Origin of the sequence: Pseudanabaena biceps PCC 7429 (assembly GCF_000332215.1) — a bacterium.
In the GTDB taxonomy this organism is placed as follows: Bacteria; Cyanobacteriota; Cyanobacteriia; order Pseudanabaenales; family Pseudanabaenaceae; genus Pseudanabaena; species Pseudanabaena biceps.
Window position 1 is genome coordinate 1 of the sequence record NZ_ALWB01000118.1, and the last position, 17,555, is coordinate 17,555.

Annotated in this window: 14 protein-coding genes; 8 read left to right on the forward strand and 6 right to left on the reverse strand. The window is 44.0% G+C overall.

The genetic code is table 11. From position 1 onward, the window contains the following. The first annotated feature begins 110 nt into the window (after positions 1-110). The 6 genes from PSE7429_RS13675 to PSE7429_RS13700 all read left to right on the forward strand — a co-directional run bounded on the left by PSE7429_RS13675 (position 111) and on the right by PSE7429_RS13700 (position 6,873). The gene (locus PSE7429_RS13675; protein ID WP_009627816.1) at positions 111-1,148 is read left to right on the forward strand and encodes a Gfo/Idh/MocA family protein; all 1,038 of its coding nucleotides are present in this window, start codon (positions 111-113) and stop codon (positions 1,146-1,148) included. A gap of 15 nt (positions 1,149-1,163) precedes the next feature. Beyond that, entirely contained in the window at positions 1,164-1,790 is a 627-nt protein-coding gene (locus PSE7429_RS13680; RefSeq protein WP_009627817.1) for an acyltransferase, read from the forward strand. Between the two features lie 150 nt (positions 1,791-1,940). Beyond that, positions 1,941-3,260 (forward strand): NAD(P)/FAD-dependent oxidoreductase, encoded by a 1,320-nt coding sequence (locus PSE7429_RS13685; RefSeq protein ID WP_009627818.1) that lies wholly within the window; start codon positions 1,941-1,943, stop codon positions 3,258-3,260. A 129-nt stretch (positions 3,261-3,389) separates the two neighbouring features. After that, entirely contained in the window at positions 3,390-5,225 is a 1,836-nt protein-coding gene (locus PSE7429_RS13690; protein ID WP_009627819.1) for a hypothetical protein, read from the forward strand. A gap of 35 nt (positions 5,226-5,260) precedes the next feature. Then, complete coding sequence (locus PSE7429_RS13695) at positions 5,261-6,250, forward strand: polysaccharide deacetylase family protein (protein ID WP_009627820.1); 990 nt, start codon at positions 5,261-5,263, stop codon at positions 6,248-6,250. A gap of 278 nt (positions 6,251-6,528) precedes the next feature. Further along, on the forward strand, positions 6,529-6,873 hold the full coding sequence (locus PSE7429_RS13700) for an EamA family transporter (RefSeq protein WP_009627821.1): 345 nt from the start codon (positions 6,529-6,531) through the stop codon (positions 6,871-6,873). Positions 6,874-6,967: 94 nt separating this feature from the next. Here the strand turns inward: PSE7429_RS13700 and sppA are convergent, their stop codons facing one another. Then, the gene (gene sppA / locus PSE7429_RS13705; RefSeq protein ID WP_009627822.1) at positions 6,968-7,768 is read right to left on the reverse strand and encodes a signal peptide peptidase SppA; all 801 of its coding nucleotides are present in this window, start codon (positions 7,766-7,768) and stop codon (positions 6,968-6,970) included. A gap of 343 nt (positions 7,769-8,111) precedes the next feature. On the opposite strand from sppA, the gene PSE7429_RS13710 reads away from it, so the two are divergent. Together PSE7429_RS13710 and PSE7429_RS13715 are read left to right on the forward strand one after the other, a co-directional pair. Next, the gene (locus tag PSE7429_RS13710; protein ID WP_009627823.1) at positions 8,112-9,512 is read left to right on the forward strand and encodes a glycosyltransferase; all 1,401 of its coding nucleotides are present in this window, start codon (positions 8,112-8,114) and stop codon (positions 9,510-9,512) included. Between the two features lie 4 nt (positions 9,513-9,516). Beyond that, the gene (locus PSE7429_RS13715) at positions 9,517-10,713 is read left to right on the forward strand and encodes an NAD(P)/FAD-dependent oxidoreductase (protein WP_009627824.1); all 1,197 of its coding nucleotides are present in this window, start codon (positions 9,517-9,519) and stop codon (positions 10,711-10,713) included. 91 nt (positions 10,714-10,804) lie between these two features. Here the strand turns inward: PSE7429_RS13715 and PSE7429_RS13720 are convergent, their stop codons facing one another. From PSE7429_RS13720 to aat, 5 genes are all read right to left on the reverse strand, one after another. Then, positions 10,805-12,763, reverse strand: a complete 1,959-nt coding sequence (locus tag PSE7429_RS13720; RefSeq protein ID WP_009627825.1) for a DNA polymerase III subunit gamma/tau — start codon at positions 12,761-12,763, stop codon at positions 10,805-10,807. A gap of 258 nt (positions 12,764-13,021) precedes the next feature. Further along, positions 13,022-14,911: a Tetratricopeptide repeat-containing protein gene (locus PSE7429_RS13725; protein ID WP_009627827.1), complete on the reverse strand. Its 1,890-nt coding sequence runs from the start codon at positions 14,909-14,911 to the stop codon at positions 13,022-13,024. Positions 14,912-15,019: 108 nt separating this feature from the next. Continuing rightward, positions 15,020-15,382: a hypothetical protein gene (locus tag PSE7429_RS27230; RefSeq protein ID WP_009627828.1), complete on the reverse strand. Its 363-nt coding sequence runs from the start codon at positions 15,380-15,382 to the stop codon at positions 15,020-15,022. A 216-nt stretch (positions 15,383-15,598) separates the two neighbouring features. After that, a complete protein-coding gene (locus tag PSE7429_RS27235) occupies positions 15,599-16,444 on the reverse strand; it encodes a serine/threonine protein kinase (protein ID WP_009627829.1) in 846 nt (281 codons plus the stop codon). Positions 16,445-16,607: 163 nt separating this feature from the next. Next, the gene (aat, locus tag PSE7429_RS13735; RefSeq protein WP_009627830.1) at positions 16,608-17,192 is read right to left on the reverse strand and encodes a leucyl/phenylalanyl-tRNA--protein transferase; all 585 of its coding nucleotides are present in this window, start codon (positions 17,190-17,192) and stop codon (positions 16,608-16,610) included. Positions 17,193-17,555 lie beyond the last annotated feature (363 nt).

A 17,555-nucleotide genomic window follows, 5' to 3' on the forward strand; every position in this document is an offset into this window, starting at 1 on the left:
AAGCCCAGTAAGGTTTTGAGATTCCCAAAATGGCAACGCCATTTTGGGAATTGGTATTAATCTATAACTTAATCTATAACTTAATCTATAAATTTATTAGGAGGATTTCCATGACAACAAAATTGAGGTTTGGTCTAGTCGGTGCGGGAGCGATCGCTCAATCCTATATCCAAGCCTTTGAAAGTACTGATATCGCCCAGCTTGTGGGCATTGCTGACGTAGATCTATCTAGAGCTAGTTCTTTAGCAGAGCGTTTGGGATGTCAAAGTTTTGCATCCCATGAAGATTTGGTCAATAGTATCGAGATCGATGCTGCGATCGTTTGTACTCCTCCCATTACCCATTTAGATGTTAGCCGCTATCTTCTAGAGCATAAAATCCACGTTCTTTGCGAAAAGCCCCTCAGTGTAAATTCAGCTCAAGCGAAGCTGATGGTTGAAGCCGCCAAACAGGCGGGTGTTATCTTGACTATGGCTTCTAAGTTTCGCTATGTCGAAGATGTAATTCGTGCTAAGCAAATTGTCTCTTCGGGAATTCTGGGCGAGATCGTGCTATTTGAGAACGCTTTTACTGGGCGAGTGGACATGAGTAAGCGATGGAATTCACAGCCTCAGATTAGCGGTGGTGGCGTGCTCATCGATAATGGTACGCACTCTGTTGATATTATGAGATATTTTCTCGGCGCTCTTGATGAGATTCAAGTTGTCGAAGGCAAGCGCATTCAAGGTTTAGCCGTAGAAGATACTGTCCAGATTTTTGTGAAGAGTGCCAGCGGCGTACGTGGTAGTATCGACCTCTCTTGGAGCATTAATAAGGAGCTAGATAGTTATATTCGGATCTATGGTTCTCAGGGTACAATTTCAGTTGGTTGGCGAGAATCTAAATATCGTCAAGCTTCTAGTTCAGATTGGGTTGTATTTGGTAAGGGTTATAACAAAGTACAAGCATTTCGTAGCCAAATCGAGAATTTCACCAAGGCAATTAGAGGTGAGGAACAATTGATTATTACGGCTGAGGATGGGCTAGCCTCCGTCGCAGCGATTGAATCTGCCTATGCAGCGATGATGCAGACTAGTTGGACTCGGATTGGTCACCATAATCTTCGTGTTTTACCAACTAATGAAGTTCCTGCCGTTGCCTTAGGATAACTTGAGGATAGATATATGGCAATTCGCATCCATCCTTCGGCAATTGTCGAAGACAATGTCAGTATTGGAGAAGGCAGTTCTATTTGGGATAACGTCCATATTCGCCATTCAACCCAGATTGGCGAAGAATGTATTGTGGGCGAAAAGACCTATATTGCCTATGGAGTAAAGATTGGTAATCGGGTTAAAATCAATGCCTTTGTTTATATCTGTAATGCCGTCACCATCGAAGATGGGGTCATGATTAGTGCAGGGACGATCTTCACTAACGATCGCTTTCCAAGGGCAACTACTAGCAATTTGAAGCAACTTCGCCCCTCCGCTCCCGATGAGCATACTCTGCCAACGCTCGTACAGGCAGGAGCGACCATTGGGGCAGGATGCACGGTCGGCAACGATCTGAGCATTGGGCGCTTTGCCATGATTGGGATGGGTTCTCTCGTCACTAAGTCCATACCTGACTTTCATCTAGCCATGGGGCATCCAGCTAGATCGGTGGGTTGCGTATGTCGTTGCGGTCAGTTACTTCGGCGATTTGCTATGGATGAGAATGTGTATGAGCCAGAAATCACCTGTTCTGCTTGTGGTTTGAAGTATGCGATCGCCGATCGCGATGTAATGGAACTGACTTACCCTAACTGAGATTTCTGTTGAAAGTGTTATCTCAATCATTAAAAACCAAACCCAGAGATCGTATCGCCCGCGTAGCGGGCGGTACGATCTTCTGGGTTTTGAGTTTACTTATGCTAAAAGCCTTATCTACTTACCAAATAAATATTAACTTGACGATCTATGGCATCCAAATCTGAGCATTGGGGTATTGTTGGGGGTGGCATCTTAGGAATGACCCTCGCTTTGCGCCTCGCCCAACAGGGTAAACAAGTAACTTTAATTGAGAGTGGCGATCGCCTAGGTGGTTTAGCGGATGCTTGGCGATTAGGCGATATTATCTGGGATCGCCATTACCACGTTATCTTGCTATCCGATACCTATTTGCGATCGCTATTGACAGAGCTCGGTTTAGAGCAAAATATGCAATGGGTTGAAACAAAAACAGGATTTTATAACGATGGTAAACTCTATTCGATTTCTAATGCGATCGAGTTCTTACGTTTTTTCCCTCTCAATCTCATTGATAAACTGCGTTTTGCCTTCACCATTATCTATGGCTCCAAAATTACTGACTGGAAAAAGTTAGAAAAAATTTCTGTCAGCGATTGGTTAATCAGATGGTCTGGCAAACATGTCTTTGAGAAAATTTGGTTGCCCCTCCTGCGATCAAAGCTGGGCGAAAACTATCGCAAAGCCTCAGCTTCCTTTATCTGGGCAATTATTGCGCGGCTATATGCGGCTAGGCGCACTGGTTTAAAAAAAGAGATGTTTGGCTATCTCGCAGGAGGATATGATCGCATTCTAGAGCGATTCACCGAAGTATTGCTCGATTTGAATGTAAGTATCAAATTAGGGCATCGAGTCGAAAAAATCGAATCCTTGGAAACCTCGAACAGCCATATTGTTAATGTAGAGTTTGCTGATGGCTCCTACGCCGAATTCGATCGCGTTATTGTGACAGTGCCAGCACCGATTGCCGCAAAGATATGTCATGGATTGGCAAACGATGAAATTAGACGACTGCAAGATATTGAATATCAGGGTATTATCTGTGCATCCGTACTTTTAAAAAACTCCCTTTCCCAATTTTATGTAACTAATATTACCGACACATGGGTTCCTTTTACGGGCGTAATAGAAATGTCAGCAATGGTGAGTCGCTCACAATTTGGAGGTAATGCCTTAGTTTATTTACCCAAGTATGTTGTTCCAGACGATCCTGCTTTTGAATTAAGCGATCATGAACTAGAGGAAAAATTTATTCAAACCCTAGTACATATGTATCCAAAATTTCAGCGTAGCGATGTACTTTGTTTTCAAGTCTCTAGAGTAAGGCATGTATTAGCGATCGCTACATTAAACTATTCAGAAAAGCTACCCGCGATCGTCACTTCAATTCCTAATGTATTTGTACTTAACACAGCCCATATTCTGAATGGTACGCTTAATGTCAATGAAACGATTCAGCTTGCAGAACGAAGCATGAGAGTTATGGTTTGATACTCGCTCTTTTATGATTAGAAATTAGGTATTTTATAGCTCTTTTCAAGCAAGCGAGGTACAGAGATTTTTTGTCCCCGCTGAAGACAGGGACAAAAAACGTAATGTAATCAAGTCGGTAATCAAGGTATGAATAAAGGCAAAAATGTGATCGACTTAAAAACTATCAAGTTACATACGAAAAGAAGTCAAGAACCGATAGCTGTGTTTGCCTTACTTGCAATTACGGCATGGGTTGCTCATTTTTGCTTCTCTAGTAGTTTTGGTTTCTACGAAGATGACTACTTTCGTATCAATAGAGTCATGGAAATGAATTTTTCCGAACTCTGGTTAGCCCTAAAAAGTGAAGTTTTAACCAATGGCAGACCTCTCCACTACACCTCAATCATTGCGTTTTCATTTCTAGGCAATAAACTAGGTGGATTAACAGGCATTTATTTTGTTGCTTATACCTTATTTACTATTAACTGTTTTTTGTTTTACCTGTTTTTAAAAAGACTATTTGATAGACAATCTTTTGCGATTATTGGTTCTTTATCGTTTTGCTTATTTCCCGTTAATACTACCCAGACTTGGCTAGCAGCAGCATTTGGTGTACAGATATCAATGACATTTTTGTTATTAGCATTTCATAGCTATCTGGGACGAAAAAAAATATTATCGTATCTTTGTATTTTTTGCTGTTTGCTTAGTTATGAAACCTTCTTTTTTATCTTTTTAACCGCTCCTTTACTAAATAAAAAATGGAATTCTAGACAGTTAAGAGAGCTATTTAAGCATGTATTGATTTCATTTGGAATGATCGTTTTAGTAGTTCTCCTGCGCAAGCTATTAATCAAAACTGTCGGAGTAATGGATATTGGGATTGCACCTGCCTTTCGAGTATCGTTACGACTGATGATTTACGGCTCATTGGTGAGCATGGGAATGTTTATTCTCAGGGCTTTTGATACTTTATTGATGTGGGATTTTCGCAGTTATACCGTTCAACATATCCCTTGGGAATTCGCTAAAGATGTCTATGTGAAGTATTTGCCGATATCACTGATGAGTTTGTTTTTAATCCTATCAAATCTCAAAATATATTGTGCAGCAGATGATATTAGTGTAAAAACTATTATCGAAAGTAAGTACTTAAATATAGAGTTAGAACTGCCAGCATTCTGCCGACATTTATTAAAGTTGATGGTGATAGGAATCGTGATGGTTATCCTATCCTATCCGTTATCATTAACTATGTCGCCTTTTACTCTCTCTGGACGCGACACGCGCATACATCTCCCAGCTAGTATTGGTATATCCATTATATCAGCTTGTGTTTTCTCGATTCTACTATACTTAATGGATGCCTATAAGAAGAGATTAATAACATCCTTTGGGCTATCTCTATTCTTTACTTTACTAATAGGCTTTGGGTTAGTTGTCCAGCATGACTACAAAATAAGTTGGCAATACCAGCAGTCTTTTTGGACAGATGTAATGAGATTAGCACCAGATCTGGAAGATGGAACTAAAATCCTCGTTGAGGACCCTCGATTTAAGTCTCCCCAGCAAATCACAGCCAATGCTTGGTATGTATCTTTGATATTGGATCAAATATACAAATTTCCTAAGGATTGGAAAAATCCACCCAATCTACATCTCGTACCTTTGAAGTGGTACGACTATGCCCTATCCCAAAATAATCTCTTTGACCTAAATAGTAGGGATTTACAAAGGCAAGTAAATCGGGTTGGATTTCCTGATTTTGTTTCAGATGAAAATTATCAATTTCCAAGTTCTAATGTCATCGTTCTCGCATCCCAAAACGGTAAACTCGTTCGCCAAACAATCCCTTTAACCGTTGGCGATCGTACTTTGCCATTAAAGCAATTACCTACTAATTTTACTCCCCTTGAGAAGGGTAATCTTTATAACTATTTGCGAGTTGATGAGATGAACAAAATTGAATATCTTGAAGAATAATTAATGTTTATAATTGATGTTGTGAGGAATAGAACATGTTAAAGAAGAAGCCTATTGCCAGCCTTTCCCTAGATCTTGATAATCAATGGTCTTATATGAAGACCCATGGGGATGATGGATGGCAATCTTTTCCATCCTATTTAAATATTGTGATTCCAAGAGTATTGGAATTTCTAGAGGAGCGAAATATTAGAATTACTTTTTTTATCGTTGGACAAGATGCAGCCTTGGGAAAAAATCATGCAGCCCTCAGATCCTTGACTGACGCAGGGCATGAAATTGGCAATCATTCCTTTAACCATGAACCTTGGCTCCATCTTTATTCTGAAGATGAGGTCGAAAGAGAACTGGCGATCGCTGAAGATCATATTGAAAAAGCAACAGGCAAGCGCCCCATTGGATTTCGTGGTCCTGGGTTTAGTCTTTCCTCTACGGTTTTGCGGGTGTTAGCCAGACGCGGCTATCAGTACGATGCCTCTACATTCCCGACATTTCTAGGACCTTTAGCGCGGGCTTACTACTTTATGACAAGCAAGCTAAGTAAAGAGGAAATGGAAAAACGTAAAGGGTTATTTGGTAAGTTCCAAGAAGGATTTCGTCCGCTTCAGCCCTATCAATGGCGTTTAATGGGCAATTTAATCGAAATTCCCGTGACCACCATGCCAATTTTTAAAATTCCCATTCACGTAAGTTATCTGCTTTATCTGGGTGTATTTTCGCAAACCTTGGCTTTATGGTATTTTCGATTGGCGATCGCCCTTTGTCGGTTGATGCGAGTGCAGCCATCGCTTTTGTTGCATCCTTTAGATTTTATGGGCGGTGAAGATGTGCCTGAGTTAGCTTTTTTTCCTGCGATGAACCAACCCAGCTACAAAAAAGTTGCTATGGTGGGTAAGGTTTTGCAGATTCTAGCCAAACACTATGCGATCGTTCCCATGTCAGTCCATGCTGAAGCGATCGCTCAGAGACAAGCAAAATTAACCTCCGTTACACCCCATTTTTATCATGGTACTGAGGCTGTATAAGTAAGTAGCTAGGCAGAATTAAAAACCAAAACCTAGAAGAGCATACCGCCCGCTATGCGGGCGGTATGCTCTTCTAGGTTTTAAGTTTACTTATACCTAGCTACTTAGTTAAGCATAAGTAAAAACCAGACCTAAAACCTATAGCCCACGCTGCGCGTGGGCTATAGGTTTTAGGTTGTTATATTTAATTGCGCCCAGCTACTTAGGCATAATTTATGTATTGCCCTTACATTAGTTAATGTAAGCCATGTTTTTTAGCCTTGGGTAATATCAAAATAATGTTTGATCGAAATTTACTGTTACTTTTAGCGATTTCTCTAGTGACAACTGGAGGACATATTTTATTTAAAAAAGGTGCAGTCTTAATCAATGTAGAAAATATTTTTACTTGGATAAATCCTGCCTTAATCATGGGGCTATTTTTATATGGCATCGGCACTGTCTTGTGGGTCTTTGCCCTGCGCTTCATTCCCCTTTCTAAGGCTTATCCATTTACGTTTTTGACATTTATTTTGGTTACCCTTTTCTCTACAATATTTTTAGGTGACAAAATTACGGCTTGGTATATTGTGGGGATGGGATTAATTTTTGGCGGTTTGGTTTTAACATCCTTAAATTTGTAGAAAATTTGTAGGGGCATAAACCCCAAAAGATGAGTGGCGGCGCAAAGCGCCGCCACTCATCTTTTAGGGTTTGATTTGTCCTAAGCAGTTCTGGCTACTGCCACATCCAGAGCGGCATTCCACTGGTTTCTGTCTCGAACTGTAAACGAGCGATCGCATTTTCGGAGCCATTAGGCAAAAATTTGCTAGCAAAGGACTTCGGGGGCTTGATCGTAAAGACCTTGGTGGTTTTAGGATCTAGTCCTACCAGTTCGGCTGCATAGCGTCTTGCGTCTTCTTCCGTACCGATGCGATCAACTAGACCTAGGGCAACTGCTTGCTCCCCAGTAAATACGCGACCATCGGCAAAGGAGCGCACGGTTGCGGGGCTAAGTTTACGACCTTCGGCGACGGTTTCCACAAATTGGTTGTAGCTGCTGTCAATTAAGGATTGCAAGATTACTTTTTCTTCAGGGGTAATTTCGCGATCGAAAGACAAAATATCTTTATAAGCCCCTGATTTGATGACTTTAAAGGAAACGCCAATTTTGTCGAGTAATTTCTCAATATTGTTACCGCGCAAAATTACGCCGATGCTGCCCGTAATCGTGCCAGCGTTAGAAACAATGTAATCGGCTCCCACACCAATATATACACCACCACTAGCGGAGATATTGCCAAAACTGGCTACTACCTTGACTTTTTCCCGCAAACGTTTGAGTGCAGCATAGATTTCTTGAGAGTCGCCCACAGTCCCTCCAGGACTGTCAATACGCAGCAATAGGGCAGGAAATTTTTGTTCTTCCACAAATTCAAGGGCTTCAAGAACGCGATTCCTTGTGCTAGAGCCGATCGCCCCTGTGATTTCAATACGTGCGATTTTTTTGCGAAATTTGCGTTTTAGAAGACCGAACATTTAGTTATCAGGTTTAAGTTGGAATTAACTTTTACTATATTAGATTTTTGGATGAGCGGTTTGGCGCAAAGGATTGTCTGTTCTCGATTTCTAGGGGGTATTGGTAGCTTAAGTTACAAAATTTCAACTTATACCAATTCCCAAAATGGCAACGCCATTTTGGGAATCTCAAAACCTTACTGGGTTTGTTTTTTAATTCACTGAAGTGTTGGCTCACTTCAGTGAATTGGTATTAGACTTGGGCGGTGATTCTAACTTTTGGGTGTGAGAATTACTAAAAACGACCAATAAAAAGCGGTATCCTGATGCAAGCTAAACATTTCGCAATATATTAAAATCCCCAATGCACGAGACGGAATTTCGTAGCAGCCTTCAGTTAGAGGGCGATCCCCGCAGACTTAAAATGATCATTGCTCTGGTAATTGTCTATGGATTAACAATTGGCTTGCATTTTGCGCCTTGGAGCCGTTGGTTGCTATTAGGGTTATTTAGTATTCAGGCTTTAAGGTTAATATTTGCGCCACCATTACCAGCGATCGCCTCGGTGACTTCCCAAGCGACTGATTTAACTCATGTCTCGGAGCATGATTCGGATCATGGCTCGGATCATAATCCTCAAAATCCCTCAACGGATTTGCCATTTTTCTCGCTGCTTGCTTCGGCAAAAAATGAAGAAGCCGTGATTGGTAATTTAGTTAAAAATTTATGTCATCTAGACTATCCCAGTGATCGCCTTGAGGTGTGGATCGTTGATGACAATAGTAGCGATCGCACCTCAGAAGTATTAGCTGTATTGCAACAGAAATACCCCCAACTGAAAACCTTGCGACGGGGCGAGGGAGCTCAGGGTGGTAAGTCTGGGGCTTTAAACCAAGTTTTAGCCTTGACCAAGGGCGATATTATTGGCGTATTTGATGCGGATGCGCAAGTGCCTGCCAATGTTTTACGATCGCTCATACCAGTATTTCAATCTACTCGGGTGGGGGCGGTACAGTTACGCAAGGCGATCGCCAATGCTGACGAAAATTGGTGGACGGCAGGACAATCCGCCGAAATGGCTCTAGATTGGTGTTTGCAGGATTTGCGGATTCGGGTTGGTGGCACAGGAGAATTGCGCGGTAACGGTCAATTTGTCCGCCGAACTGCTCTAGATGATTGCGGTGGATGGAACGAGCAAACAATTACCGACGATCTCGATCTCACGATTCGCCTGCACCTCTGCCAATGGGATATTGCTTGTTTGAATTTTCCCTCGGTACGAGAAGAGGGAGTCTTAACGCTCAAGCAACTGTGGCATCAGCGTAATCGCTGGGCAGAGGGAGGCTTTCAGCGCTATCTCGACTATGGACATCTGATGTTGAGCGGTCGGATGGGATTTCTGAAAACCTTCGATGCTTCTCTCTTTTTCATCAATCAATACCTACTGACGATCGCCTTTATCCCTGATACGATCGCCGCCTTTGTATTAAAGCAAAATCCAATGTTGCCAGCGATCGCGGGCTTCTCCCTTGCCCTTAGCTCGGTGACTATGGCATTTGGGCTGCGCCGCTCCTACCAAATGGCATGGAAAGATGCGATTTGGAAGACCGTGCCAGGGATGATTTACATGTTGCATTGGATTCCCGTAATTGCGAGCGTGACTCTCAGAATGTGTGTTATTCCCAAACGCTTAAAATGGGTAAAAACCCAACATCAAGGTGCTGGGGAGAATATATTAGAAGAGGTCGGACTTCAAGAGATATAAAGCAATGCATGATTGGATTGTCATTGGTGGCGGTATCACAGGAATATCCCTAAGCTATGAACTACAGAAATCAGGGTTTTCCGTATTGCTAATCGAGCAACATCAACAGCTACAGGGTGGCAGTAGTCTCGGCTATGGAGGCATCTCCTATTGGTCTGGTACTACCACCGTTACCCAGCAGCTTTGTCAAGAAGGAATCGCCAGACAACGCAATTTGTCCCATGAATTAGGCATGGATACCGAGTTTCGGGAAATTGATTTGTTGCTGACCCTTACTCCCGAAGACGATCGGCAAGTAATTCTCTCGCAGTACAAGGACTGTGCGATCGCGCCTACTTTCCTCAATCCGCAAGAGTCCGTCGAGCGGGAGCCGCAATTAAATAAGCAGGGAATTGGGGGCGCTTTATTATTTCCCCATGCTCATATCAATTTGCCTAGTTTTGTGAAAGCTCACAGTCAAGCTTTCCAGAAATTAGGCGGTGAAACAGTCTATGCCAAGGTTAAGCATTTGCTAACGGATGGTGATCGCCTATCGGGAGTAAGTACGGAACAGGGAGAATTTCGCAGCGCCCATGTGGCGGTATGTGCGGGGGCTATGTCGCGAATTTTACTCAAAGCTTCAGGGGTGAATTCAAGGATTTATTACACCCATGCCGAGGCGATCGATACGGAGCCAGTTGATCTGGAACTGCGGGCGATGGTCATGCCTGCCGATAATAAACGTAATGTGCTAGAAGGATCGACTGCTGACGCGGATAGCGATGCTATTTGGGATGTGTTTGGGCGAGAACTTTTGCCGCCTTCGATCGATGCTGGTGCGGTGCAATATAACGATCGCAGTATCAGGTTTGGGCAACTCAGTCGGGTGCTAACCGACCCCCATGCCGCGATCGATGCGGCGCAGAGTGAGGCTGCCATTCGGGCTGAAATCGCTAAGGTATTACCCCAACTTGCCGAGCTTAAAGGCAAATGGCGCAATTGTCTGGTTGCTTTTAGTAGCGATAATTTGCCCCTAGTTGGTTCTGTGAAGGAATACGACAACCTGCATTTGTTCTCAGGATTTACTAGCCCCACAGTATATGTGCCAGCCCTATCTCAGCGGTTTGCGGCTCATGCCCAAGGTAAAGCTGATGACATCATCCCCCTGTTATCTCCCCAAAGGTTTGATACCAAGTTAAGAAATGGCTACGCCATTTCTTAACTTGGTATGACTAGAGATAGCTCTAAGTAGCTAAGCCTAGGAGAGGATACCGCCCGCGTAGCGGGCGGTATCCTCTCCTAGGCTTAGCCATCTATTTTTCGCCAGTATCTTCATCGAGTTCGACAATCTGACCGTTAAAAAGGTCAGCTAAATTCTTAATTACCCTATCATCTTCCGACATTTGCCCTTGGACTTTAATCTGAGGTGGCGGGGGGCTGGCTGGATTGGAGATAACATTTGCTGATGGGACAGGGGCAGTATTCTGCGCAATTGGATTGGGTGGATTAGGCGGATGGGCTGGATGGGCTGGCGGAGTATTACTTGGGGGGGCAATTGGATTGGGAAAGGGGACGGATGGCAGGGCGATCGCAGGACGAGGGGGAGCAGGTGCTTCTGTTATTTGCGTCGATGACTCATTGGGGGATGGCGTAATAAACTTAAACATTACTTTAATTGGACGCTGGAGCAGTTTAGAGCAAGCATCCTCCAATTCACCCCGTTTCTGAACCACGATACTTTTAGTGGTTTCATCGCGATTGCTACCCAGCCCTACCTTGATCGTACTACTGTCGATAGAAAGAAAATGCGCTTGCTTTTGGATAAAAACATATTTGGTTGGAGTTGGTAGCATCGACAAAACACTCTGCCATAGACCATCGAGATCGTAACCAACGGAGGCAATATCTTCAAAATCGTCATGTCCAGATGCAATCGGTGTTTCGACTTGAGGAAGAGGAGAAATAGAAGGAGAAACTGGTTCGGATATTATTTGGGGAACCGATGTTTGAGGAACTGATGTTTGGGGAACCGATGTTTGGGGAACCACTGGTGATGGAACTTGCTCCACAGGAGCTGTCTTTGGTAATTGCTGGGTAATTGAGGGATTGGGAGATATATTTCGAGGTGGAATGAATGACTTTGCAGATGGATTTGATGGTGGAACCTGTGCGATCGCACCTTGTGCTGATGGCAATAAACCCATGAGGGTCACTTCCAACCAGAGACGGGGCTGAGTGGAGTTACGAATTTGTAACTCTGCCGATCGCAAATGTTGCTGACCTAGCAAAATATTGGGAATTGCTAAACCTTGAGCTAGTTGAATCAATCTTTCCCAACCAGAACTGGTCATGGCAACAAGATCACTGCGATCGCTTGCGGTTTTGGCGATCAATAAATCTCGATACACATTCGCCAAATTTTGCAGCACGATCAAAGGTTCGCGCCCTCGATCCATGATTCGCCGTACATAATCTATTAATTGCGTGGAATGATCGGCGGCGATCGCTTCAACTAGCGATAGTAAATCCTGTTCAGGAACGGAACCAACTAAATCCCAAACTGCCTCAACGGTAATCTCTCCATCCAATAAGCTCAGTTGATCGAGGAGAGATTCGGCATCGCGCAGTCCTCCCTGTGCGATTTGGGCTACCAATGTTAAAGCTTCGATATGGATATTAATGTTCTCATTTGCCGCAATTTTCCCTAAATGCTTGACCATCGCATCAAGAGGAATCCGCCGAAAGTCAAAACGCTGACAACGGGAAATAATCGTGGGTAATACGCGCTGCGGGTCAGTGGTAGCTAGAATAAAAGTAACGCGATCGGGGGGTTCTTCTAGGGTTTTCAGCAAAGCATTAAATGCCGCCGTGCTGAGCATATGGCATTCGTCAATAATATAAACCTTAAAACGAGCTTTTACGGGGGCAAATTGGGCGCGTTCGATGAGTTCGCGGATATTATCAACGCCTGTGTTACTTGCTGCGTCGATTTCAGTAATATCTAGGGCGTTACCATTGGCGATGCTGTGGCATAGCTCACACTTGCCGCAGGGGTGAGGGGTGGGGCTGTCTGAGCTTAGGCAGTTGAGCGACTTTGCCATGATCCGCGCACTTGATGTTTTACCCGTACCTCTTGCGCCAGTAAATAGGTAGGCAGGGGCAATCCGACCTGTATTTAGCGCGTTTGATAGGGTATGGGCGATCGCTTCTTGACCAACTAAATCAGCAAAGATTTGGGGACGATATTTATGATGTAGTGGCTCATAGCCCATAGGAACACGATATCAAGCAGTGCTGGTCAAATATATCATTCACCAGTATAGCGATTACTCTAGAGCCGAAATAAGTTGTCTAGGCGATCGTTTTCCCCTAAATCATTTTCAATGAAATATAAAATTAGCGATCGCCTAAATTTGGGAATGTTTTGCCCAAAACCTCACAACGCAGGGACAAGCGATCGCTGAAAGCACAGAGCGCATAGGATTTATAGAATTGTAGGGGCATAGCATTCCCACAGGAATTTATGAACTTTATTCTCTCTTTCGATAGCGCTCGATTAAATTAGGCAAATAATCGAACCCATCAACGCCGATTTGACTAATTAGATGCGATCGCTGCTGCTGCAATATATTAGTGAAAATAGCTTCCCCCAGCTTGCCCTGCAAAATTATCACCAAAGCCGCCGATTGTTGCCATGCTTTACTATGGCGTTGCTCCAGTAAATACATTCCCAAACAGGCGTGATAGGTTGCCGATTCTAATTGATGGAGTTGATAGTAGGTTTCACCGAGATAGGCATGGCTTAGGGCTTGTAAATCGCGATCGCCGATCCTTTGCGTTAGGGTTAAACTCTTCTCTAAGGCGATCTGTGCTTGGCTGGGTTGCTCGATCGCCACATAGGCACTACCCAGACCGACCCAGCAAAGCGACTGATTTTGGAGATCGTTCAACTTCTCCGATAACTGTTGTCCTCTTTCTAAATGGGCGATCGGTGTTTCTAGATCAGCGGATGTAATTACCTCCTGTTGCCTTGCGATCATGACTTCGCTATAGCCCAAATTAGCTAGAGCATTAGCTTCTCCTTGCCGATCGCCATTTTGCCTCGCCAAAATTACCGCCCGCTGCGCTTGGGCTTCACTGGTATGAAAATCTTTTTGGATCAAGCTAATCCGACTGAGATGATTCAGATTCGCAATTTCACAGCGGCGATCATCAACTTGACGGGCTAGGGTTAATGCTTCTTGGTGAAGGGCGATCGCCTGCTGATGATGCCCCATCCAAATTTGTGAATAGCCTAAAACTGTGAGAATTCTTGCCTTTTCCTCGGTATTTTGGGCTTCTTTTAAGGGCTGATCGAGATAGCTAATGGTTTCGCGAAAGTTCTCCCCAGCAAAGGAAGCAAATACACCCCCATAGAGTGGGAAGTTTTCCCTTTGGGCAAAGGTTCGGAGGGTTTGTAAGCTCATGCGAAAGCAGATTTTAGCTAACGATTGGCGATCGCTCTCCGCTAGGGCAGAATTTTGAAAACCACTACTAAGCTCACCCCAGATCATCGCAAAGGAAATAAAAGTAATCCCTGTCATATGCAGCCCTGCTTGAGCATCGTAGGGCTGTCGATCAAACCAATGCACCAACCCATTTTGCAAATACTGAAGCAAAATTGATAATTCGACCCATGCACTGAGATCGAGGCTCCGTTGAGCCTTGGCGATCTCAGCGGCTGATTGATTACTCGCCTGTCCCGAAAAGAGATCTCGAGGCAGAGGACTAGCAGCTTGTAGCGCCCAACTATGCCATGGACCAATCGCCTTAGTCCGTTCAAATCCCACTTGTCTTTGCGACTCGTATAACCAACTAACAAGGTATCCCTCCAAACGGTCAAAGGATTCTAATCCTCGATTGAGCCCGATCGCAAATTGCCGCAGGGCAAATGCTTCCGCATCATCGGATAGGGTTTCCGCTTTTTTTTGCAACAATTGCGCTAGATATTGAATATGTGGGCGTTCAAAAACAGGTGTCTGGTTAGGATCGAGAACTTGGATTAAAGCGGCAAGACGCTCCTGTGGCTCGACCTTGAGAATATTGTCTATTCCTCTCGCACAGGCATCCTGAATTTGATAGTTTTTTTGCCACTGTTCCCATGCATCTTGGAGAATCTTCATGGCACGCAGCTTTTGTTTTGCTTTTGCCTGTTTTACTTCATCGCTTTGAGCGTCAAAATTTGCCTGTAATAGATTGGCATGTTCTTCTAAAGCCCGTTCAAATATTTCTCCAGTTCCCGCCTCTAAACTCTCACTGAGAATGCGATAGACATGTTCTTTGGATAGTAGTTTGCCATTTTCGATATTGATAATGATGCGATCGACGAAAATATTGTAGCGATCGCGAGTTGTTAGTGGGCGGCTGGAGGGATCTGACATATATCTGACATATTCTTTGCAAGGTGGGGCTACCGTCAGTATAGTTCCTCATGAAACATAGAGAGATGCGGCGCTAAGCGCCGCATCTCTCTATGTTTTTATGTGGAGTTAATGTCGCGATCGCCATGTGTCTAAAAAACTATTGATTTCCTGTAGCAACCACTCTTTCTCTGGACGACTCAGCCCTGACCCAAATTTATGCGTATAGATACCTTGATTGATGCGTAACTCCATTACTGGTTGGTTGTTTACTTCATAGGAACTTTTTAGCTCGATCTGTCGCAGATCTTGGGTTTTACCTTGGACGTGACGCTTGATCCCTAGCATGTCCCAATCAATCCTAAAATTGCGATCGCCAATGACTAATCGCACCTTACCAAACAAAACCGATAAGCCTGCATAGGCCATGCCAAGACCAATGATCCAAAATGGAATGGAGAATAGGGCAAACAATCCTGCCCTAATCGCCATGGATGTCCAGAAAAGAAGAAATCCATTCCAAAAAATTGCAAATATTAAGATGCTGATCCCCTCTCCATGCCAACCCGCAGGAGGAATATCAATCTCTAACAGGCTATCGGTCTTCTTAAAATTAATGCGACTGCCGAGGGGTTTGGGATATTGATAGCCCCGATCGGCGCGATCATGATGGAGTAATTGCTTCGTCTCAATAGCCTTAATCCGATTTTAGAGGGACGAAGCTAGGGATGACGACATATCATTAGTTTCATTAGTTAAAAACTTAAGAGCTTGTCTTGCGCTACTAAAGCGATCTTCGATCGCAGGTTCGATTGCTCGGTCGAGCCAGTCGGCAAAGAGAGGGGAAATATTTACGGCATCACGGAAATTAATTTTGAATCTAATTTCAGGTAAATCGGCAGGCGATCGCCCTGTCAATAAAAATAAAACCGTTGCGCCGAGAGCGTATAGATCGGTAGCGGGAACGGCTTTGCCCCGAAACTGCTCGGGCGGCATATAGCCATAGGTGCCGACGACAGTACTGCCCGCCAGTTGTGTGCTGCGATAGGTATCTTGCACTGCGCCAAAATCCACTAGTGCAATCTTACGGTTAGCCTGAAGGATAATGTTTTGCGGCTTGATATCCCGATGAATAACTGGCGGTTTGAGTTCGTGGAGGTAGATCAATACCTCCAAAATTTGCTTGGTAATTTGTAGAATATCCTCCTCACTCCCATGCCATCCCTCGGCGATCGCCTGTGCTAAGGATCGACCCTCCACCAATTGCTGCACGATATAAAAATCGCGATCTAGCTCGCTATCAACCTGAAAATAGTCCAAATAGCAGGGAATGGCAGGATGATCGAGTTGAGCGAGTACTCTCGCTTCCCGTTCAAATAGTTCCAACACTTTCCAGTCATTGATCCGTCGAAATGATAGGGCTTTGATGGCTACGCGATCACCTGTTTGCTCGTCGATCGCCGCATAAGTAATGCCCATGCCACCCTGCCCTAGGATGTCCGTAATGCAATAACGCGATCGAACGATCTCCCCAACTTGATGTAGTTCTGGCACAAACTTTTTTCACCTCCCATTTCAGGTATTGTCCAGCAGGTAAGGATTGGCATTGCTTTGCGCTAACCTTAGCTGTTTAGTTTCAGTAAATTACCTAAAGCCTCCACTGCCTGCACAGCGGGCGGCAGGGCTTGTAGACTTTAGCTATACTTAATATCTTATTTCAAACCCTAAAGCTACAATCCCTTTGCAAAGCTGCCTGTAGTAATTTTTGATAAGTTTCGTCGTTAGTCTCAAAGGCTCCAAAGCGTTCGAGGTGGGGATTCATCAACTGGGCATCAAATAAACCATACCCTTGCGATCTTAGATGCTCTACCAATTTTACCATTGCCACTTTGGAGCCATCAGGAATCTTAAAAAACATCGATTCGCCAATAAATACCCCTCGAATTGCGATGCCCAAAATGCCTCCCGCCAAGCGATCGCCCTGCCATGTCTCAAAACTATGCGCCCAGCCCGCCTGATGCAAACGGCTATAAAGCGATCGTAATTCCGTTGAGATCCAAGTAGTTTCGCGATCGGCACAGCCATCAACCACCTGCTCAAAGGCTGTATCGATCCTCACCTCAAACCGATTTTGGTTAAGCACACGTTGCAAAGACTTAGGATAACGAAAGCGCTGATCAAGGGGGATCAGGGTACGACTGTTGGTGTAGTACCACTCAATCGGTTGACCATCACCCTCTGACATCAAAAAATAGCCTTGAGTATATCCTTCAATAACAGTGCGGATATTAAATCTTTCCACGAATAGATTTCCAACTCGCAAGTAGATAGTTTGGTAATGTAATGAGCAGCTAACTAATCAAATACTTAGCTTAGTTACAGTCTCTACATCATATATATTGCTACTGCTATATTGCTACTACAAAGTTTATTGGGACATCTAACATAACTGGCTAAATCTATGTACAGCAATTATCGATCAAAGGAACCACAAGGAAATTCCTGAAAGCATTGCTTCGCAACACTTTCAAGAATTTCCTTGGTTTGGATTTGATTTGGGTTTGAGCGCAAAGCGCTGTAAGTAGCTAGAAACAATTAAATATAAAGTAAATATAAAGCCAAAAAAGCTGTGACGCACGCTGCGCGTGCATCACAGCTTTTTTGG